This window comes from Ruania albidiflava DSM 18029 (genome assembly GCF_000421225.1).
Taxonomy (GTDB): domain Bacteria; phylum Actinomycetota; class Actinomycetes; order Actinomycetales; family Beutenbergiaceae; genus Ruania; species Ruania albidiflava.
The window spans coordinates 47,947-68,158 of record NZ_ATWL01000014.1 but is presented as its reverse complement, the minus strand read 5'-3'; the positions used below and the strand labels follow the sequence as shown (position 1 = coordinate 68,158).

Below are 20,212 nucleotides of genomic sequence, written 5' to 3'. Positions count from 1 at the left end.
GCCGGCGTCCCCGACCGCACCAAGAAGCACGGGCCCGACGTGAGTGTGAGACAGGGCTGTGCTCCCCCGGTGATCTAGGATGCTTGACGAGCAGCATTCTACGCACGGCATCGCGCCGGCTGGGTGCCCGAAGGCTTTCGGTGCACCGACCTTGGATGAAGGCAGGCAAGGTGAGCAGCAGAACGCAGCCCCAGTCAGCACAGCGACCGTGTTCCGCCGTCAGCAACGAGGAACTGATCGCCTCCGCACTCGACGCCGTGGCGGACCTGCGGGCGCGGCACTACCGCCGAGAGCACGACGTGGAGAAGCGGGTCCTCGACGTGGTCCGTCTGGTGCAGGCTGGTGAACGTATCGGACTGTCCAGCATCGAGGTATCGCCGGAAGTCCGGGTGTTGCATGACGGTACGCGCGCGCTGCTGTTCTACAAGAACATGTCCTCCGCACTGCTGTACCTCGATAGGGCGGTGACGAACCGCAAGTCGATCACCCGACAAATCCTCAGTGCAGCGGGCCTTCCCGTCGCACGTGGTCGCGAGGCACACAGCGAGGACGAGGTTCGGGATGGCTTCGAGGCGCTCGGTGGCACAGCCGTCGTGAAACCGGTGCTCGGGAGCGGTGGCCGCGGGGTCACCACCGACGTCCAGACCGCAGCAGAAGCAGCCGCAGCCGCGGCACCGATCCTGCAGTCGGGCCGGTCCGTCCTCGTGGAGGAGATGGTACCGGCGATCGACCTGCGGGTATGTGTTGTGGCTGGCCGCGCAACAGGGGCAACGCTGCGGGTACCTGCGAACGTCATCGGCGATGGGACCTCCTCCATTGCGGAGCTGGTCGAGGAGAAGGACGCCCTGCGGGAGTCGAACGACTACGCACGACACCAACGTGTGCTCCTCACTCCGGAGAAGGAACAGTTTCTGGCCTCGCGCGGACTGAGCGCCAACACCGTGCCGGAGGTTGGACGGCGCGTCTTCTTGCACTATGTGGCCAACATCTCCGCCGGCGGGGACAGCTACGAGATCCTTGACCGGCTGCATCCGGAGATCGCGGACCTGGCCGAGCGGGCTGCGGCGTTGTTCCCGTCCGCATTGCATGCCGGCATCGACCTGCTCGTCGAACGGTTCGACGCACCGATCAGCTCCCAGCGGGCAGTCGTGTGTGAGGTGAACCTGAACAACGAGATTCCGCTCCACCTGTACCCGCTGTACGGCCCCTCCTCACCTGTGGACGACATCCAGGTCGCTGCGCACTGGGCCAAGGAGGCGCGCATACCGTTCAGCGTGTGGCAGAAGGACACAGCTCCTGCGCCGGTGCAGGTGGACCTAGCCCACCTCACCGATCTGATCATGGCCGCATCGGACGACACGACCACCCTCGGGATCTCTGCTGCAGCGGAGGACGAACACAGTGGCGGACCACGCAACCTGGATGAGGCATGCCTGAGGTCTGCCCTGGAGAGCGCCAGCGCGCCCCAGACCGTGTCTCTGGACGTTGACGGTCGGTTCGTGCACGTCAGCGAGGGGAGCGGGACGTTCTTGGCGGAGCGAACAGGGCGCACCCTCATCGGAGGTGCAGTGGGGGCCGATCCTGACGTGCTGCATCGAGTGGCACGCATCTCCGGGGTGCCAGTGATGGCACGCCACTGGATCCGCGCTACCCAGAAGAAGAAGGCTGTGGAGCTCGCCGAACGCCCCTGGCGCACGTGGACGCTGCGATATCCCGGCAAGGGCTCGACGATGCACAACGTGCGTGTTGCCGGCAGAGCCGATCTCGACACGGTCTGGGAACGGCTACCCAGGACCACACCATCTCGCCTCGTAGAAACACCGACCGATCCTGCGTGTGTTCTGCTCATGGCGGGGCACCAGCTCATCTGCGCGCAGCTGCTGGTCCCCCTGACCGTGACCGGTGACGGTCGTTCGACACTGGCCATGCTGCTCGACCGCGAGCGAAGCAGGCGCACTGCCCACCCGGTGCTCAAGCACTATGCAGGACGCTGGACCGTCGACGAGCTCCTTGTCGGCACCGATGCGCAGGAGGTTCTCAGCGAGGGTCACACGCTGCAGCTGGGGCGCTCGCCGCGGCTGGTCGACGGCGCCAGCACCATCGGTCTGAGCACTCTGCCGTGGCCAGGGCTCGAGAACCAGGCCGCCAGGCTGATGTCGGCGATCGGTAATCCAGGCATCGCTACGTTCGCCTTCGTTCCTCGTCGCCGCTCTGAGAGCGAAGCCACCTGGGCGCTCTGGCGCTTCCACAGCGACCCAGCTCTTGCTCTCTTTCGATACCCGTTGGGTGGGCCTGCGTACGACCCGTATCCCGCCGTGGCGCGACACATCCTGTCCGGAGAGTCGCGGCGGCTCTGAGCAGAACACACGTGGTGCGAGGCACATCACATCGCCACGCGGGCCCCTGTTCGATGCGGTGGGAGGCACCGCACAGCGTATGCTGTCTCGAGGTTTGGCCAGATGTCATCAGCCAGTAGAGGGACTGGAGCAGCAGTCATGGGGCACCCGTGTGCATGTCGCCGGTCGCGCTCGACGCATCCGGTGCCGCCCGGCGATCATGTTCGCAGGGGGCAGCGACCGACCGGCACCGGAGATGTCCTGTAGTGGCGCGACAGAACAAGGCAGCTGAGCCCTCCGCACTGGCTGTGCTCGCCCAGGAGCACGGGCTCGTCAAGATCGGCGAGCGGCCACCGCTGGGGCAGTACCTCAAAGACCTCTGGTCCCGGCGTGGCTTCCTCTGGACGATGTCCCATGCGAAGTCGTACTCGCAGAACCAGAACAACTACCTGGGTCAGCTGTGGACCATCTTGAGCCCACTGCTGCTCGCAGCGGTCTACTACCTCGTCTTCGGCAAGCTGCTGGGCACCACCCGTGGTATCGACAACTTCCCAGCGTTCTTGATCATCGGCATCTTCATCTTCATGTCGTTGTCCTCATCAGTGAACGCGGGCGCGAAGTCGATCATCAACAACATCGACCTGGTCCGCGCGATCAACTTTCCGCGCGCAGTGCTGCCCATCTCTGTGGCCCTCTCAGAGATGCTCACGCTCCTACCCGCCACGGGAGTGATGCTGGTCCTGGTGCTGGTGACCGGGGAGCCCCTCACCTGGAAGTGGCTCCTGGTTCCCGTCGTACTCCTGCTGATCCTGCTGTTCACCGCCGGGATGTGCATGATCGTGGCAAGGATCGTGGTGATCGCACGGGACCTGCGCAACCTGATTCCCGTGGCAACCCGCCTGCTGCGCTATGTCTCTGGCGTCTTCTTCTCCATCCAAGGGTATCTTTCTGGCGCACTCGGAATGATCCTTGAGCTGCAGCCGTTTGCGGTGTATCTGACCCTGATGCGTGCCTGTCTGATGCGTGAAGCCACGATGACTCTTCCGCTGTGGATCGCGGCAGTCGGATGGGCCGTTCTCTTCGCCGTCATCGGCTTGATCTTCTTCTGGGCGGCGGAGGACGAGTATGGCCGCGATTGATCCGGAGAACTTCGACGAACGCGACTTCGACGAGGTCGACCACGAGCCAGACGAGTCCGAGAACGGTGAGCCCGATGCTCCTCTCCCCGCTCGACGAATCGGAACACCCTCAGTCGTCGTCGACGATGTGCACGTCAAGTATCGCGTGTTCGGCGGCCGAAAGAAGTCGGTGGCGACCGAGACCAGCAAGGTCCGAGCGCTCTTCAACCGCAGTCGTCGGCACGTCGGAGCGATCAGTGAGGTACACGCTGTTCGCGGTGTCTCCTTCGTCGCCCATCATGGGGAGTCCATCGGCATCGTCGGCATGAACGGTGCCGGGAAGAGCACGCTGCTCCGTGCGGTGGCTGGACTCATGCCAGTCTCCTCCGGCGATGTGTATGTCTCCGGCACCTCGGCCCTGCTCGGCGTCAACGCAGCACTCATCAAGTCGCTGACCGGCGAGCGCAACATCATGATCGGCGGCCTCGCGCTCGGCCTGACCAAGGCCGAGGTGCAAGAGCGGTACGACGACATCGTCGAGTTCGCGGGTTTGCAGGACTTCATCCACCTGCCGATGAAAGCGTACAGCTCCGGCATGGCCGCCAGGCTACGGTTCGCGATCTCCACAGCCGCCGTGCCCGACATCCTGATGATCGACGAAGCGCTCGCTACTGGGGACGCATCCTTCCGGGCCCGGAGTCAGAAGCGCATCGAGCAGATCCGCGAACGGGCCGGCACGGTGTTCCTCGTCAGCCACTCCATCCGGGCCGTCAGGAACATGTGCGACCGTGCCATCTGGTTAGACCAGGGCAAGGTGGTCGACGATGGCCCGAGCGGCGAAGTCATGGACCGGTATGCCGCTGAGCTGCGAAGGCGCCGATGACGCTGGCGCCGGGACGCCCGCTGCGTATCCTCGTCGTGACGATCGTGCACGATCCGGAGGATGCGCGGATCCGACACCGCCAGATCCCCGCACTGCTCGATGCCGGGCACCAGGTGGTGTATGCCGCCCCCTTCGAGGCGTTCGGCCGCACCCCGCCAGACGGTGTCCACGGCCTCTCCCTTCCCCGCGCTGCGGGGCGGCGACGGTTGACAGCCGTCCGTATGGCGCGAGGCTTGGTCCGCCGGATCGGGCCGCACGCGGACGTGATCTTGCTGCACGACCCCGACCTGCTGCTTGCTGTCGCCGGTTTGGGTGCTCGTGTCGCACCGGTCGTCTGGGACGTGCACGAGGACACGGCAGCGGCCCTCTCGATGCGGTCGTGGGTACCGCGTGCGCTACGGCCTGTGCTTGCATGGGCTGTCCGGCTCGCGGAACGTCTCGCCGAGAACCGCTACCACCTGCTGCTGGCGGAGCACAGCTATGCGGCGCGGTTCCGGCGAGAACACCCCGTAGTCCCCAACTCGGTCCTGGTGCCTGGCAGACGCCCTCGACCTCCGGGGCAGGATCGCGTGGTCTACCTGGGCAAGATCTCCCGTGCCCGAGGCGCCGAGGAGATGATAGCTCTTGCCCAGGCCGTACCAGAGCTGACATTCCAGCTCATCGGACCAGCCGAGGCGTCACTGGAACCGCTGCTGCGCGCCGCGCACGACGCGGGCCACCTCACGTGGACCGGATTCGTTCCCAATGACCAGGCGATCACGATGCTCAGCGGTGCGTGCGCCGGGCTTGCGCTGCTGCACGACGAGCCGAACTACACGCGTTCACTGCCCACGAAGCTGGTCGAGTACCTGGCTCACGGTGTCCCGGTGGTCAGCACTCCTAACGAGGCCGCGGCAGACCTGGTGACCAGTTCTGGCGGTGGCGCCATCGTCCCGTTCGGAGACATCGATGCTGCCGCCCGAGCTCTGCGCAAGCTCGCGGCCGATGATTCCTACCGCACGACGTGCGCCACGAGCGGCTACGACTATGTCGCGGCGAACATGAACTGGTACCAGGATGCCGGCGCATTCGTCCGTGCCCTCGAGCACGCAACCGGATGACTCGTCAGCCAGTCACAGCCGACGTCGGCTGCAGCGCCTTCACGATGCTCGTCAGCTTCATCCCGTTGGACCCCTTGAGCAGCAGGACGTCGCCCGGCTGCAGGCCGGCCAGCAGGGTCGACCTCAACGCCTCGACACTCTGCCAGTGCCGTACACCAGGAAGTCGTCCCCGCACCACCCCGAAGAGTGCAGCCATGTTCTCCCCCACCAAGTGCACCTGTGCGTCTGCGAGCGGCTCGAGGGCCGGGGCCAGGTCACGGTGGATATCGGCGGAACCTGCGCCCAGCTCGAGCATGTCCGCGAGGACCACGATACGGCGACCGCCTGCCGCTGGTCTGTCCGCCAACGCCGCAAGTGCCGCCCTCATCGACGCTGGGTTGGCGTTGTAGGACTCGTCAACCAGGGTCAGCGTTCCTCCGGGTAGTGCCACCGACCTCGTCTCACCACGACCTGTCAACGCCCGGAAGGTGGCCAAGGACTCCAGTGCCCCCGGCCAGCCTGGGACCTCGAGCGCCCGCAGGGTGGCCAGGACGGCCAGACTGTTGATCGCCATATGCTTGCCGACGGCACCGACGGTGAACTCAGTCCGGGTACCGTCGGCTTCGACGACGACTCGCTTCGAGGCTGGGTCGTAGCTCACCAGCCTGATCATCGCCTCCGGTGTCTCCCCGAACGTGACCACCCGACAGCCCTGCTCCAGGGCGTGGGTGACCAGACGGTCGGCACAGGCGGTATCGAGATTGATCACTGCTGTGCCACCCGGCGGCGGACGGTCGAAGAGACGCGCCTTCCTTCGTGCTACTCCTTCGAGATCGTCCAGATAGTCAAGGTGGGCTTCGGAGATCGAGGTGACCATGCTGACGTCAGGGGACACGGCAAATGAATTCGTGTGGAACCGAAGAAACGCCGAACCGGCGACCTCCAGTACCGAGTAGTCGTAGTTGTCCATCCTGCTCAGCTGACAAGTAACGCTCGTGAATATGTTGTCCGTGCTCGGTGGGCTGTAGATCTCAGGCTGATCGGGCAGGCTGCGCAACACGTGGGTGATCATCGCTTTGGTGGTGGACTTGCCGGCAGACCCAGTCACCGCGACGGCCTTCTTCGCTGTGACTGCACGTACTGTCTCCACGAGCCGAAACGCGAAGTCGAGGGTGTTCTTCACGAAGAAGCAGTTCTTGCCTTCGAGGAAGGGCTCATCCCTGAGTCGCTCGTTCACGATGAACCCTGTCGCTCCGTGGTGGTGAGCATCGTTGACCACCTCCTCACGCGTGCGGTCGGGATAGCCGAACTTCTCCCGGGCACGCTTTCCCCAGTGGGAGTCGACGAGAACCACGAACTGACCACCAGCAAGCTTGCGGGTTGCGCGGAGCGCGATCCCCCGAAACTTGATGTTCGGCTCGCCGACATAGCTGTACGGCACACGAGCAGCAAGCGGTTCCAGCAGAGCTTCCAACGTCAGCATCGGGGGTCGTGCTCCTCAAGGTCGTCCTGGTTGTGTTTGTCCGAAGTCCAAGAGATCGGCAGGCGTAGAGGGCTGCACGGCGGTGCCTACCTACTCACTCCACCGTGGCCTGAGCCTCCGCCGCCTGTCCGCGCCGCAGGTCCGGTTCCAGGAAGATCACGGTGTCTATCGGGACGCTGGCTCGGATGCGCGCCTCAGCACCGTCGATGGCAGCAGCCACCTCCGCTGCCGTGGCCCCCTTCTCCACCGCCACCTTCGCTGCGACCAGCACCCGGTCGGGGCCCAGGTGCATGGTGCGCAGGTGGATCAGGGAGGGGATGCCCTGCCCCACCACGGCGGCCTCGATCGCGTCCTGGTGCTCCGGCAACGCAGCCTCACCCAGCAGCATGGAGTTCATCTCCACCGCGAGGAAGGAGGCGATCACCACCAGCAGGATGCCGATCGCTGCCGAACCGATCGCATCCCAGCGTCCGTCGTGGGTGGCCAGGGTCATCGACACCCCGAACAGCGCCAGGACCAGACCTACCAGGGCACCGATGTCCTCGAGCAGGATGACCGGCAGCTCCGGCGACCGGGACCGGCGCACGAACTTCAGCAGCGGGGTTCGGCCCCGGGCGTGGTTGGCCTCGAGCACTGCGGTACGCAGGGAGAAGCCTTCCAGCACGATGGCGACCACGAGCACCAGCACCGGTACCCACTGCCAGGAGGTGATCGGATGGGGGTCGGAGAACTTGTGCCACGCCTCGTAGAGCGCGAAGCAGCCGCCGAGGGTGAACAGGATGATCGAGACGATGAAGGCGTACACGTACCGGCTCCGGCCGTAGCCGAACTGGTGCACCTCGGAGGCGCGTCGTTGGCTCCTCTTCCCGCCGACCAGGAGCAGCACCTGGTTACCGGCATCGGCGAGGGAGTGCACCGACTCCGCAAGCATCGAGCTGGACTGGGTGAGCAGGTAGGCGACGAACTTGGTCACCGCGATGCCCGTGTTCGCGAGCAACGCCGCGATCACTGCTTTCGTGCCGCCGCCGGCTGCCATACGTCAGTCCTCTCCCAGGTCGGGTGCGAGCATCACGTGTTCAGCGGACCCGGCGGGCCTCGTGCTCAAGCAGCACCGGGACGCCGTCTCGCACTGGATAGGCGAGCACCTGCCCGGTTCCGGTGGAGTGCAGCTCCGGACTCCCGTCTGGTGCCGTGCCTGCGACCAGCTTCTCGCCGGTGACGGGGCAGCGCAGGATCTGCCGCAGCCACAGTTCGACGCCGTTGTCCGGGCTCGTCACTGTTCCACCTCCTGTCCCTCGCGCACCAGGGCGAGCACGCCGTCGCGGATCTTGGTCATGATGTCCTCGTCCTGCGCCTCCACGTTCAGGCGCAGCAGCGGTTCGGTGTTGGAGGAGCGTAGGTTGAACCACCACCGCGGTGAGCTGTCCCAGTGGCTGTAGGTGACGCCGTCGAACTCCTCGACCTGCACTGTGCCGGCCGCGATGTCGTCGGCGAAGGCCTGCTGCACCCGCTCCTGGGCGGCGGGTGCGTCGGCGACCCGGGAGTTGATCTCCCCGGAGGCGAAGTACGGGGTGTAGATCTCGGCGATCTCGGAGAGGCGGCTTGCTGACTCGCCGAGTGCTCGCAGCACGTGCAGGGCCGCGAGCATGCCGGTGTCCGCGAACCAGAAGTCGCGGAAGTAGTAGTGCGCACTGTGCTCGCCGCCGAAGACGGCTTCGTTCTCGGCCATCTGCGCCTTGATGAACGAGTGCCCCACCCGAGTCCGGACTGCGCGTCCGCCGGACCCTTCTACCAGCTCGGCCACGGCGCGGGAGGTGATGTGGTTGTGGATGATGGTCGCCTGGCGTCCGGCCTCCTGCTCCTTGAACAGCTCACGCAGGCCGACGAGGGCGGTCACGGCGGAGGGGCTGACCGGGACCCCCTTCTCGTCGACGACGAAGCACCGGTCGGCATCGCCGTCGAACGCCAGACCGAGGTCGGCCTCCTCGGCGATGACGGCGGTCTGCAGGTCCATCAGGTTCGCCGGATCGAGCGGGTTGGCCTCGTGGTTGGGGAACGTGCCGTCGAGCTCGAAATACAGCGGCACCAGCTCCAGGCCCACATCCGGCATCCCGGTCTCGGTACCGAGAACTGCTGGGACGGTCAGACCGGCCATCCCGTTGCCTGCGTCTACGACGACCTTCAGCGGACGGATGCCTTCGAGAGGCACTAGCCCCCGCAGGTGCGCGGCGTAGTCGGCCAGGAGGTCGGTCTCGGTGCGCGTGCCGGTGTCGCCGGCCGCGGGAATCCCTTCATCCAGGTACTGCGCGGCGAGCCGCTGCACGTCGGCGAGCCCGCTGTCCTGGCCGACTGGTCGGGCGCCGGCGTGGCACATCTTGATGCCGTTGTACTGGGCCGGGTTGTGGCTCGCGGTGAACATCGCCCCGGGCACGTCCAGCGAGCCGGAGGCGTAGTAGAGACCGTCGGTGGAGCACAGCCCGATCAGGGTGACGTCGACGCCACGCCAGCAGGCGCCTTCTGCGAACGCCTGCACGAGACCGGGTGAGGAGGCCCGCATGTCATGCCCGATGGCGATGCTGTTGGCACCGCCGGGTGTGGCGACGACATCCGCGAACGCACCACCAAGCGCACGGGCGACTTCCTCGCCCCATTCCTCGGGCACCACGCCTCGGATGTCGTACGCCTTCACGATGGCATCGAGATCAGACACAACGTGAGCCTATCGTCCCTCGGCCTGCTCCCATGGCAGGATCAGACCTGGTCGGCGGCAGGAGAGCTCGGTGCAGAAGGCAAAGACGTGGCTGCGGTCTCGGATCCCAGCAATCGCACGCCGGGATGCGATCATCCAGCGGCAACGGGAGCAGATCGACCGGCTCACCCGAAAGGTCGAATCCCGATCGGCCCAGATCAAGGCGCTGGACCGGAGGCTTCGTCAAGAACAGGCGCAGGCGCAGGAAACCCGGGAGCGGCTTCTGCGCAGCACGGGACGTCCTTCATTTCGTCGCGAGGTCCTCAGCCTCCGGAATGCTCAGCGCATCGTTCGCACGGTCGACGCTGAGTACCTCACCCCTTTTAGCCAGATACCGCACAAGCTCCGCAACTATCACCTGGCAGCCTCGCACGGCGTGCGTACGCCCGAGGTACTGGCGGTGTGGAGCTCTGTCGAGGAGATCGACCTGACTGCGATGCCTGGGGAGTTCGTACTCAAGGCCGACGGCGGGGCCGGCGGGGTCTCGGTCTTTCTGCTGCGCAGGGCGTCCAGTGGAGTCTTCGAGTCGCTGGATGGCTCGCAACGCCTCACGCTCGCGCAGATCAAGGCTCGGTTCGTCGAGCTCGGGCCGCGGCGGGCCCGTCCCCCGTTCTTCGCAGAAGAGGTGCTCGACGTTCACGCCTCTGCCGGTGCGATCCCTGAGGACGTGAAGATCTATACAGCCTATGGCGAGGTACTCCAGGTGATGCTGCGGCGGGTCGGCACGCACCGTGACCCCGCCTCGATCCGCTATCGGTATCTCACCGAGGATCGCGAAGACCTCGGGCAGGCGGACCGGTTCCGCACGATGGACCACGATCTGCCTGTCCCCCAGGGGTTCGACGACATGACAGGCATCGCCCGGCACCTTTCTCGAGCCGCGGGTGTGCCCTTCTGCCGGGTCGACCTGTACGACACACCTGGCGAGCCGACGCTCGGTGAGATCACCCGGGCTCCAGGCGGAGACCACTTCTACAGCAGGCGGCACGACAGGCAGATGGGGGCAGCCGTCGTGGCAGCCCAGATCCGCCTGGAGCAGGATCTCGTCCGAGGGCGGCCGTCGGGTGCGCTCTTCGGCACGATCGCGCAGCCCGACCCCTACGGTGCGGTCACCCTTCCGCCCGAGATCAGCAACCCCCGTGACTGGCCGGTGCACACGATCCCGTGCGGCCGGTGGTGCTGACGGGGATCAATCCCCTTCGCCGCGAATCACCCGCAGATGTCCGCGACGGCCCACCTCGGGGGCGGGCCGGTGGGCGGTCACCGGTGCTGGCGGGCCGGGGAACTCGCCTCGCGCGGCAGGCACCGCAGTGGGCGGAGGTGTGCGGGACGCCTCCCGCACCGCATCGGCCAGCGCGAGCAGGTCGTCTGGGCTCGGCGGGGCAGGCTCGAACTCGGTAGCCAGGCGCACCACGTCCCAGCCGCGCGGCACCGTGAGCCGTTCGGCGTGCGCCACGCACAGGTCGTAGGTGTGCGGCTCGGCGTGCGTCGCCAACGGACCCAGCACAGCGGTCTGGTCCGAGTAGACATAGGTGAGCGTCGCCACGGCGGGTTCCTGGCACGCAGATCGGGTGCACCCTCGAGTCGCTCTCACAGCACCTCACCGTACTCCGCCACACCACAGATGTGTGCCTACCACGCCGCATCTCTGGCAGGCTGGATCCGTGGCGCACCAGAAGACCCCGTTGTCGGCCCGGCGGCGTCGTCGCGACCGGCACGGTCGAGGACTGCGTGGCCCCCTGCTACCGCCGACGTTGCCCGGCTGGCGCACCCGCGCAGAGCGGTTCGACGAGCTGGTGCTCGCCGTGGTCGAGCGACTGGAGCGGCAGGTGGGCACCGAGCTGGACGGTGTGGAGTTCGCCGTGGAGGCGGTGCCGCCCTCCGACCCGGCGCCGTGGGAAGTGGGTGCAGTGCCACTGGCGCGCTACTTCCCGGCCGACGGGGCCGCGGGCCTGACGCACCGGATCGTGGTCTATCGCCACCCGGTGGCTGCGCGGGCGGACGGAGAGCTGGAGACTGCGCTGCTGCTGCGGGACGTGCTCGTCGAGCAGATCGCGCACCTGCTCCACCGGGATCCGCAGGACATCGACCCGGACTATCTGAGCTGACCCCGCCGAGCGATCAGTAGGGGCTGAGGCGAACAGCCACGCTCTCGTCCCGGTCGGCATCCGGCGTGAGCGGCAGCACACCGACGAGGTTGCCGTCACTGACGTGCCCGGCCAGCGTCAGGCTGGCCAGCACCGGACCGCCGGTGATCTCCACTGCGGCAGCGTCCGCCAGGTCGAGGTCGGCGTCGTCACCCACCGGGACCGTCGTCCCCGCAGGCACGGTGACCTCGGTGGGCTCTCCCGCCTGCCCGTCGGCACCGATCGGGCGCACGCTCAGCTGCACCTCGTCCTCGCCTGGGTTGGTCACCGACAGCGCCGCCCGGTCCACCAACGACCCCAGCCCGACGAGCGGCAGCAACCCGTGCTCTGCCGCACCGGTGGCCGGCAGCCAGGCGCGGTCCACCACCGGTTGGTCCGGGTCGAGCTCACCGGCCTGCCCGGTGCGGGAGACGAGCACAGCGCCGGTGACCGGCTGGTCGGAGTGCACCGCGATGCTGGAGTAGCCAGTGTCGATACCGTCCAGGCTGACGTCGGTGACCGTGTTCGGGTCGATCTCCAGGTCCTCGGCACCGGCCAGCGACGTGCTGCCCTGCGGGCCGAGCACCTCCAGCGCCACTGTGGCCACCTCGTCGGTGGGGTTGACCAACCGCACCGACGCGGTCCCACTGCTGTTGATCGGCACCGGACCGATCTGCAGCTCCTGCGCGGGCGGCAGGGTCGGGGTGACGGTGGCGGTCCCGGCCGGGACCAGCCCGTTGAGCACGGTGTCCTGGAGGCTGGCCGCCACCGCCCCGCCGTCCACGCGCACCTGCACGGCCAGGCGAGGCTCCATCGAGACCGACTCGAGCAGCACCTGCCGGGAGTCGTTCGCAGGGACCGGCACCGTGACCGGTTCCTCCAGTGCGCCGGTCGCACCCCACAGCTGTGCGGTCACCTCCACCGGCGTCGGACCGGGGTTGGCGAGGGTGAGCCGCGCGCTGGCACCTGGTTCGGTCTGCCCGCCCACGAGCCAGGCGGAGGGTGCCGGCGGTGTGCAGGAACCAGCGGCCAGACCGCGCAGGTCGCCGGCGTCGCTGCGGGCCAACGCCGCCCCGGCAGCGAGCGCAGTCTGCTCCCCGGACGGTTCGGCCGTCAGGCGCAGCGCTGAGCTCTCGGTGCTGTCGTACAGGCGCACGTCTCCGTGTGCCGGCACCGTCTCCGGGCTCGCCGAGCCGACCGGACCGGCGGTGGCCTCTCCGGCAGCCCCACCGCGGCCCACGACGACCAGTCGGTTGCTCACCTGGGCCTCGGTACCACCGGTGCCGAACTCCTCGTCGTAGTCGATGTCACCGCCCTCGCCGGTGGGCACCTCGGGCGTGGGTGGGCACACCAGGTCGAGCATGCTGGCGTCCACCTGCACGGCCGGAAGCTGCACTGTGCTGGACTCCGGTGCTTCCCAGAGCATGCCGGCGGCCACACCCGCACCAGCAAGGGCCAGCACCCCCACGCCGGTCACCGTGCTGCTGAGGACTCGCAGCAGGGTGCCGAGCCGTCCGGTCTTGGCCATCAGCCATCCTCCCCTCGGCGTCGCCGGGTCGGCAGGGCAAGCAGCACCGTGAGCACACCGACCACCACAGCGGCGATCCGCCACGGCCCGATCCACAGCGGTCGGTGGTGCAGCACGAGGTCTCCGGTCGCACCGTCCGGCACCTGGAACGTCTGACGCCACTCGTCCTCACCGGCGCGTAGCGGTGTACCGCCGAGCCAGGCGCGCCAGGCGGAGTCGGCGCGATCGGCCAGCACCACGGTGCGATCGCGCCCTTCGGCGGTGATCTGACCGCCGAGACGAGCTGGCGAGGCAGGCACGTTCTGGATGAGTGTGCCGTCCCCTGCTCGGAGCTGGATGCGGGCGATCGCCGAGTCAGCGCTCCCCTCCCCCAGGCTCACCCGCCAGAGGATGCCCGCACTGTTCTCGGTGACCCGGTCCAGTCCGGGGACCGCGTCCAGCTCGGCGATGATGGCGGCACGGGCAGCGGTGTCCACCGGTGCGGTCCCGGTCACGGCAGAGTCCTCACCCGGCACGATCACCACACCGACCGCGTGCTGGGCGAGCACCTCGGCAGCATCGTCGCCGGCACCGCTGACCAGACCTGCCACCAGGTCGGACAACGAGGTGTCGGCCGCATCGCGGGTCCCCGACTCGGCCGCAGCCCAACGCTGCACCTGCACGGTCGCAGCCGTGTCGGTCAGCTGCGGACCGTTCCCCCGCCACAGCTGGGCCGCCACCCCGTCGGTGGTGCCGGTGAGCATCAGCGCCCGCCCCTGCTGCTGGGAGCCCTGCAGCTCCAGGCCGAGGGCGGGCACCGGGCTGACCCCGCGGGCACCGATCCTCACCAGGTCGGGCGGCAGGCTGCCGGACCGCTCGGCGAGCACCTGTGCGGTGTGTCCGGCAGCGCTGACGGTCAGGGTGAGCAGCACCACCACAGTGGCCACGGCGGCGCTCACCTGCCGCCAGCCGAAGTTGGCGTGGCTGAGGGTGCCGCGCAGCCCGTCGGCAGCGGCCAGCACCGCCATCAGCAACCCGGCCAGCACCAGGGAGGTGCCCGGTCCGGCCCAGCCGTGCACCACCTGGTCGGTGCCATCGCTGCTGCGACCGACGCCGACCGCGACCCGTGTGCTGGTGAGGGCGGCGAGCAGGCCGACGACCGCCACCAGCCAACCGATCCGCACGCTCCGGGCGCGGCCAGCCCCTCGGAGGAGAGCTGCGACCGCGCCGAGCAGGATCACCGCCGTGCCGGCCAGCGGGGCCCAGGAGGCGACCGTGGCCGGGAGCAGCGTGCTGGCCGCCGGTTCCTCGGGCCAACCGAGCAGCTGCAACCATGCGCCGCCGGGGTCGCTGGGCAGTGGGGCGCCGGGGTCGGCGAACAGCACCCGCCACCCGTGGTCGGTACCGGCAGCGTGCACGAGCAGCGGGGTGAGCGCCACCACTGCGGGCAGCAGCACGAGCACGAGACGGGCCCGACCGGCGGGCAGGTGACGTCGGCGGCCGAGTGCCAGGGCGAGGAGGAGCACGGCGAGCAGGCTCGCGCCGAGGAGCACGGGAGCACCGCTGACCACCACGGCCAGTGCCAGCCCAGCGGCAGCGGCGGCGCCGAGGGAGCCGGCCCGGGAGACCTGGGAGACCACTGTGGCCCGAGGGCTGTCTGCATCCTCACCGGGCTCGTAGGGAGTGGCCGTGTTGGAGGGGATCGGAGTCATCCCGGTCCAGTCCATCCCCGACGACGCCGTCTTGCCCTTGGTCGTGTCCCTCACCTTGGCCGAGGTTGCGGTTGCGGACCGTTGGGCCGCCGTCGCCTCGCCCGCACCGGTGGCCTCCTGGTCCGCCTCCGTGGCAGCGGTCGGCGTCTCGCGTTCTGGTGCTGCTCCCGCCCCGGCGGTCTTCTCCTGCGAGTCTGTCGCTGAGGTGGTCTCCGGCTCGTCACCGGGCTCCGGCTCGGCTCCGGGATCGGTACGCACCCCCTCCTGCTTCTCGGGCTCGCGCCGGGCGACCCGGGCGAGTGCTGCCAGCCGCGCCCGCTTGACTTCTCGAGCGGACTTGCCCGCCCGGCGGGAGGTGCGCTGCGGCAGGCGCTGGGCGCCCACCATGCCGGAGACCACGACGTCCCGCCGGTCCAGGCCCAGGCTGCGCACGACGCCGAGCAGCACCAGCGGCAGCAGCACGTGCGCGACCACTGCACCGAGCCGGCCAGCACCGAGGCCGAGCAGCAGTGCCGGCCCCAGCGCCCAGGCGAGGGACGCCCAGGCCCGCAGCAGGACCGATCGAGTCGCGGCCCCGGCGGCGAACCAGGCGGTCAGTGCCGCCAGGGGCATCGCCACGCTGAGCAGGAGGGACACGGTCACACCTACGGGCACACCGAGCGGCCCGCCGGTCAGCCCGGAGAGTGCGGTGAGCACCAGCAGGAACGGGTCCGGCGGTCCGGCATACCCGTCCCCGGCGGTGATCCACGAGGAGGTGGCGGCGCGCCACAGTTCAGCGAAGCTGGCGTCGACCGGGAGCAAGGCACCACCGATGAGGTCCCCGGAGAAGGCGGTCGGGACCACGGTGAGCACGCTGAGCACGGCCGCGACGAGGAGCACGGCCCCCAGGGTGAGCCGGCGCCGGCGCGCGACTGCCGCACGTTCTGCCATCTCCAGCTCGCTCGGGGTGCGGGCCGCCCGGCGTGCCGCGGCCGCCTGCATCCGCCGGTCCCGGCGTAGCCGTGCCACTTCGCCCCAGCTGGCCTGCAACGGGCGGAGTCTGCGACGTGGCAGCTCTCGGGTGCGCCGGGCCCGGTTCCGGGAGCGGGCGATGGCACGTGGGTGGGACAGCACCACCAACGGTGCGACGAGCTCTGCCACGGCCAGGCCGAGCTCCTTGGTGCTCACCCGCCACAGAGCACGCACTGGTGCGGTGAGGAGAGCCAGCAACGCCAGGAACGGCACCACCACGGCGCGGGCCGAGGTGAGCCGCAGGTGCAGCACGGCCTCCCGACGAGCGCGGAAAGAACGACGCGTGTCGGACGGGGTGCCCGGTTCCTCACGCCAGCCGCGGTAGCCGGCGCGGGCGTGGCGGACCACCGCACGCGGCACGACCACGACCCGGTGGCCAGCCAGCCGGGCCCGCTCGCTCAGGTCCCGACCGTCCTCGAACGGACCGAGGACCGGGTCCGGCCCGCCCAGCCGGCGCCACAGGTCCAGCTCGACGAGCATCCCGGCCGTGCCGACAGCGAGCACGTCATCGGTGCCGTCATGCTGCCCCTGGTCGATCTCGCCGTCCTCGATACCGGTGAAGCGGCGGCCCCACCGGGTCGCCCGCACGCCCACCGAGATCAGGCGGTCTGGATCGTCCCACTCGACCTGCTTCGCACCGGCCACGGAGATCGAGTTGCTCACGTCCACGGCGGTCAGGAGGTGCTCGAGCGCATCGGGGGCAGGTGCTGAGTCATCGTGCAGCAACCACAGCCAGCGCCGGCCCGTGCCCTCGGCGGCGGAGTCTGCGCTGTCCTCGACGGTGCGCAGCACACGCCGTGCTGCCGCGCCGAACGTCGGTGCACCCGGCACAGGCACCAGGCGCACGCGGTCTGGGTCCAGACCTGCAGCGGCGACCAGCTCGTCCCATGCGGCGGTGCCCGCGTCCCTCTCCTGGCCGAGCGCCCCGAGCAGCACCTGGCCCACCGGGCGGGTCTGCTCGGCCAACGCCGCCAGGGTCTGCAGTAGGTACGGGGAGTCGACCCTGCCGACCACGAGCACCCGCAGATCGGCCTGGCGGGTGGTCATGACGTCATCTGCGCCTCGACGCTCCCCACAGCGTCAGTTCCGGCGATCACATGGCGCGGCGCTTGAGCTTGCGCCGCTCGCGTTCGGACAGGCCACCCCAGATGCCGAACCGTTCGTCGTGGGCGAGGGCGTACTCCAGGCACTCGGCGCGGACCTCGCAGGAGATGCAGACCTTCTTCGCCTCACGGGTGGAGCCGCCCTTCTCCGGGAAGAACGCCTCTGGGTCGGTCTGCGCGCACAAGGCACGCTCCTGCCAGGCCAGTGCACCGTCGTCCTCGAACACCTCTGCCAGCGGCAGGTTCGCCTCGGGCCGAGGCGCCGGTTGCGGGACTCCGTTGGTGAGAGGACCCTCTCCTAGGATGTTCCACACGGGCTTCCCCAATCGTCGGACGCTGCTGCCGAGCGACTCTGCTCGCTCCCTGTCTACGTAAATTACATGCGTGTCATCCCCACAAAGTCAAGCCCAGAAGTGATATCGGCGCACATTCATTGCACCGCATAGTCTGGTCAGGTGACCACTGCAACACCTCCAGTACTGACCGTTCTCGACACCTGGACGCATGGCCAGTCCGCCCCTGCGCTCACCTGGTACGGGCCCGACGACGAACGGGTCGAGCTGTCCGGCCCGGTGCTTGCCAACTGGGTGACGAAGGCGACAAACCTGCTCACCGACGAGGCCGATGTCACCACCGAGACCGTGGTGCGGCTCGACCTGCCGATGCACTGGCGCACTGCGGTGTGGGCGCTGGCGGTCTGGGCCTGTGGCGGCACGGTGGCCTTCCCCGGCGGCGAAGCTGCGGACGTGCTGGTCGGCACCACCCCGGACGTCGGTGCGGCACCGCTGGTGATCGCCGTGGCGCTCCCGGCACTGGCCCGAGCGGTCCCGGACCTGCCGGAGGGTGCGATCGACGGGGCAGCCGAGCTGATGGCACAACCGGACGTGCTGGTCAACCCACCCGACTGGGACCCTGCTGCGTGCGCCCTGGCCGAGACCAGCCATGGCGACCTGAGCGACCCGGCCCGGCTGGTGACGCTGCTCCCGCCGCCCGGCCGCTACCTGCTCACCGCAGGGGACCCTGCTACTGGTCTGCGCACCGCGCTGGCGCTCTGGCTGACCGGTGGGTCGGTCGTGCTGGTCGGCGACCCGGCTGCCGACCTGGACCGTATCGGCGCACAGGAGGGCGCACAGCCGCTGCCCGGGTGACCCTCGTTACCGTTGCACGTCCTGCGGTGGAAGGTGTACCACCGGAGCGGTGTGGCGGCCTTCCTGCAGGTACCAGTCCACCATCGTGGCGATCCCCTCTGGCAGCGTGACCGAGGGGGTGAAGCCCACCTGCCGGATCCGGTCGGCAGCGAACGCCGTCTCCGCCTCGGACAGCTTGTGCACCCGGGCGGAGGTGATCGGCAGGTCCTTGCCGGTGGCGCGGCCGACCAGGTCGAACGGCTTCGCCGCCAGCAGCACCGGTCCGAGCGGTAGCCGGGCCGGGGGCTCGCGGCGACCGAGGCCGCGATAGACCAGGGAGACGGTCTCCCGAGAGGTCAGGTCGGGCTTGTCGACATAGTTGTAGACCTCCGGTTCCCCCTGGCCGACCCGGGAGGGTGCGGTCCACAGGTAGCCGATCGCCTCGACCAGGTTGGTCACGTAGCACATGCTCTTCCGGTTGCTGCCGGGCCCCACGGGGAAGAATCGGCGCCGGTCGACCTGCCGGATCAGCTTGTACAGGTTGGCGAAGTTCCGGGGCCCGAACACGACCGCGGGGCGCATGATGAGCGCCCGCCGGTCACCACCAGCCTCCCACTCCCGGTAGACCGCTTCGGCGGCCAGCTTGGTGCGTCCGTAGTCGTTGACCGGCTCAGGTGGGGTGTGCTCGTCCGGAGGGGTGGGGTGCTCACCGTAGACGGCGACGGAGGAGTAGAAGCACAGGTTGGTGAGGCCGTGATGGTCCATGGCGGCACAGACGGCCCTCGCACCACCGACGTTGACGGACTCGAACGTGGCCGCGCCGATGCCGAAGTCATGGTGCGCGGCAGCCAGGTTGAGCACGGCCGTGCAGCCGGTCATGGCCCCGATCAGAGCATCCACGTCCCGCACGTCCCCGATCTGGGTGGGGTGCTCACCGCGCGGGTCCGGGTGCAGGTCGAAGCGGACCAGCTCCACTCCGAGCCGGTCGAACACCGGGGCGAGGTGGGAGCCCACGAATCCTGAGCTGCCCAGCACCAGCACCCGGTCCCCCCGGGCCAGAGTGTTCGTCACCAGCATCTCCTCCACGTCCGTGCCGCGTGCCGCCGGTGGTCACGGTACCGCTCTGCAGCGAGGGTACGGTGGAGCAGCCCCGCCGCGCCGGGGCCGGTCGTGTGAGGGAGGTCTGATGCCGCTGGTCTCGGTAGTGATGCCGGCCCACGATGCTGCGGGCACGCTGGCATCGTCGATCCGGTCTGTGCAGGCCCAGTCGCACCCCGACTGGGAGCTGCTGGTCACCGACGACGGCTCGACGGACGAGACGTGGGCGATGCTCACAGATGCGGCCCGGTTGGACTCGCGGATCCGTCCGGAGCGGAGCGACCGTCAGCTGGGTGCCGCCGGTGCCCGCAACGCGGCGATCAGACGTGCCCGAGGTGCGTACGTGGCCTTCCTGGACGCTGACGACCTGTGGCTGGCGGACAAGCTCACCAAGCAGCTGGCCTTCGCCACCGAGCAGCATGCGCCGGTGACGTTCACCAGCTACTACAAGGTGGCCGCCGACTTCACCGGTGATGCCCGCGACTTCGTGCCGAACGGTCGGGTGGTGCCGGCTCGCGCGGAGCTCACCTATGCCACCCTGCTGCGGCAGAACTACATCGGCTGCCTGACCGGGATGTACTCGGTGACCGCGCTCGGCAAGCGATTCATGCCGGACCTGCGCAAGCGCCAGGACTACGGGCTGTGGCTCTCCCTGCTGCGCGACGGCACAGTGGCCCGGGGCCTGGACGAACCGCTGGCGCTGTACCGGCAGCAACGAGCCGGGTCGCTGTCCGGATCGAGCCGACTCTCCCTGGTGAAGTACAACTGGGAGCTCTACCGGCGGGTCGAGCGCCTCTCGCTGCCCCGGTCGGTCTGGGCGCTCGGTCAGGCGACGGTGCGCTCCACCCTCAAGCGCCGTATCTGAGTCGGTCCCAGCCGA

The 20,212-nt window shown here is 68.8% G+C and carries 17 protein-coding genes; 8 read left to right on the top strand and 9 right to left on the bottom strand.

What is annotated here, in order from left to right; all coding sequences use genetic code 11:
- Positions 1–170: 170 nt before the first annotated feature.
- From K338_RS0115090 to K338_RS23095, 4 genes are all read left to right on the top strand, one after another.
- A complete protein-coding gene (locus K338_RS0115090) occupies positions 171–2,357 on the top strand; it encodes an ATP-grasp domain-containing protein (protein ID WP_169579567.1) in 2,187 nt (728 codons plus the stop codon).
- 287 nt (positions 2,358–2,644) lie between these two features.
- Positions 2,645–3,475 (top strand): ABC transporter permease, encoded by an 831-nt coding sequence (locus K338_RS0115085; protein ID WP_245542982.1) that lies wholly within the window; start codon positions 2,645–2,647, stop codon positions 3,473–3,475.
- Between the two features lie 169 nt (positions 3,476–3,644).
- Positions 3,645–4,337, top strand: a complete 693-nt coding sequence (locus tag K338_RS0115080; protein WP_245542981.1) for an ABC transporter ATP-binding protein — start codon at positions 3,645–3,647, stop codon at positions 4,335–4,337.
- Positions 4,334–5,437, top strand: coding sequence for a glycosyltransferase (locus K338_RS23095; protein WP_022919000.1), 1,104 nt, complete (start codon positions 4,334–4,336; stop codon positions 5,435–5,437). The genes K338_RS0115080 and K338_RS23095 overlap by 4 nt, the downstream gene beginning before the upstream one ends.
- A 4-nt stretch (positions 5,438–5,441) precedes the next feature.
- Here the strand turns inward: K338_RS23095 and K338_RS24675 are convergent, their stop codons facing one another.
- The 4 genes from K338_RS24675 to K338_RS0115055 form a co-directional block, all read right to left on the bottom strand.
- Entirely contained in the window at positions 5,442–6,770 is a 1,329-nt protein-coding gene (locus K338_RS24675) for a Mur ligase family protein (RefSeq protein WP_211218243.1), read from the bottom strand.
- Positions 6,771–6,993: 223 nt separating this feature from the next.
- Entirely contained in the window at positions 6,994–7,935 is a 942-nt protein-coding gene (locus K338_RS0115065; RefSeq protein WP_022918998.1) for a cation diffusion facilitator family transporter, read from the bottom strand.
- Positions 7,936–7,975: 40 nt separating this feature from the next.
- Positions 7,976–8,176: a Trm112 family protein gene (locus K338_RS0115060; RefSeq protein ID WP_027286888.1), complete on the bottom strand. Its 201-nt coding sequence runs from the start codon at positions 8,174–8,176 to the stop codon at positions 7,976–7,978.
- Positions 8,173–9,609, bottom strand: coding sequence for a phosphomannomutase/phosphoglucomutase (locus tag K338_RS0115055; protein WP_022918997.1), 1,437 nt, complete (start codon positions 9,607–9,609; stop codon positions 8,173–8,175). Before K338_RS0115055 ends, K338_RS0115060 begins: the two co-directional genes overlap by 4 nt.
- Positions 9,610–9,679: 70 nt before the next feature.
- On the opposite strand from K338_RS0115055, the gene K338_RS0115050 reads away from it, so the two are divergent.
- Complete coding sequence (locus tag K338_RS0115050; RefSeq protein WP_022918996.1) at positions 9,680–10,831, top strand: ATP-grasp fold amidoligase family protein; 1,152 nt, start codon at positions 9,680–9,682, stop codon at positions 10,829–10,831.
- A gap of 6 nt (positions 10,832–10,837) precedes the next feature.
- Here K338_RS0115050 and K338_RS0115045 read toward each other — a convergent pair whose 3' ends face one another.
- Positions 10,838–11,242, bottom strand: coding sequence for a DUF3499 domain-containing protein (locus tag K338_RS0115045; protein WP_022918995.1), 405 nt, complete (start codon positions 11,240–11,242; stop codon positions 10,838–10,840).
- A 70-nt stretch (positions 11,243–11,312) separates the two neighbouring features.
- Between K338_RS0115045 and K338_RS0115040 the strand changes: the two genes are divergently transcribed.
- On the top strand, positions 11,313–11,756 hold the full coding sequence (locus tag K338_RS0115040; RefSeq protein ID WP_022918994.1) for a metallopeptidase family protein: 444 nt from the start codon (positions 11,313–11,315) through the stop codon (positions 11,754–11,756).
- 13 nt (positions 11,757–11,769) lie between these two features.
- On the opposite strand, the gene K338_RS0115035 is transcribed toward K338_RS0115040, so the two are convergent.
- The 3 genes from K338_RS0115035 to K338_RS0115025 are packed head-to-tail and all read right to left on the bottom strand — an operon-like array spanning position 11,770 to position 17,349.
- On the bottom strand, positions 11,770–13,302 hold the full coding sequence (locus tag K338_RS0115035) for a DUF5719 family protein (RefSeq protein ID WP_022918993.1): 1,533 nt from the start codon (positions 13,300–13,302) through the stop codon (positions 11,770–11,772).
- On the bottom strand, positions 13,302–17,051 hold the full coding sequence (locus K338_RS23085; RefSeq protein ID WP_022918992.1) for a glycosyltransferase: 3,750 nt from the start codon (positions 17,049–17,051) through the stop codon (positions 13,302–13,304). Before K338_RS23085 ends, K338_RS0115035 begins: the two co-directional genes overlap by 1 nt.
- Positions 17,052–17,097: 46 nt before the next feature.
- Positions 17,098–17,349, bottom strand: coding sequence for a WhiB family transcriptional regulator (locus K338_RS0115025; RefSeq protein ID WP_277049752.1), 252 nt, complete (start codon positions 17,347–17,349; stop codon positions 17,098–17,100).
- Positions 17,350–17,562: 213 nt separating this feature from the next.
- Here K338_RS0115025 and K338_RS24670 point away from each other — a divergent pair, with 213 nt between their 5' ends.
- Positions 17,563–18,255: a TIGR03089 family protein gene (locus K338_RS24670; RefSeq protein ID WP_022918990.1), complete on the top strand. Its 693-nt coding sequence runs from the start codon at positions 17,563–17,565 to the stop codon at positions 18,253–18,255.
- A gap of 6 nt (positions 18,256–18,261) precedes the next feature.
- Here the strand turns inward: K338_RS24670 and K338_RS23075 are convergent, their stop codons facing one another.
- On the bottom strand, positions 18,262–19,305 hold the full coding sequence (locus tag K338_RS23075) for an NAD-dependent epimerase/dehydratase family protein (protein WP_169579565.1): 1,044 nt from the start codon (positions 19,303–19,305) through the stop codon (positions 18,262–18,264).
- A gap of 115 nt (positions 19,306–19,420) precedes the next feature.
- Between K338_RS23075 and K338_RS0115010 the strand changes: the two genes are divergently transcribed.
- On the top strand, positions 19,421–20,197 hold the full coding sequence (locus K338_RS0115010) for a glycosyltransferase family 2 protein (RefSeq protein WP_022918988.1): 777 nt from the start codon (positions 19,421–19,423) through the stop codon (positions 20,195–20,197).
- Positions 20,198–20,212 lie beyond the last annotated feature (15 nt).

Coding starts and splice junctions, on each gene's coding strand:
- K338_RS0115010 (WP_022918988.1), top strand. CDS start 19,421: ATGCCGCTGGTCTCGGTAGTGATGCCGGCCCACGATGCTGCGGGCACG.
- K338_RS0115035 (WP_022918993.1), bottom strand. CDS start 13,302: ATGGCCAAGACCGGACGGCTCGGCACCCTGCTGCGAGTCCTCAGCAGC.
- K338_RS0115065 (WP_022918998.1), bottom strand. CDS start 7,935: ATGGCAGCCGGCGGCGGCACGAAAGCAGTGATCGCGGCGTTGCTCGCG.
- K338_RS23095 (WP_022919000.1), top strand. CDS start 4,334: ATGACGCTGGCGCCGGGACGCCCGCTGCGTATCCTCGTCGTGACGATC.
- K338_RS23085 (WP_022918992.1), bottom strand. CDS start 17,051: ATGACCACCCGCCAGGCCGATCTGCGGGTGCTCGTGGTCGGCAGGGTC.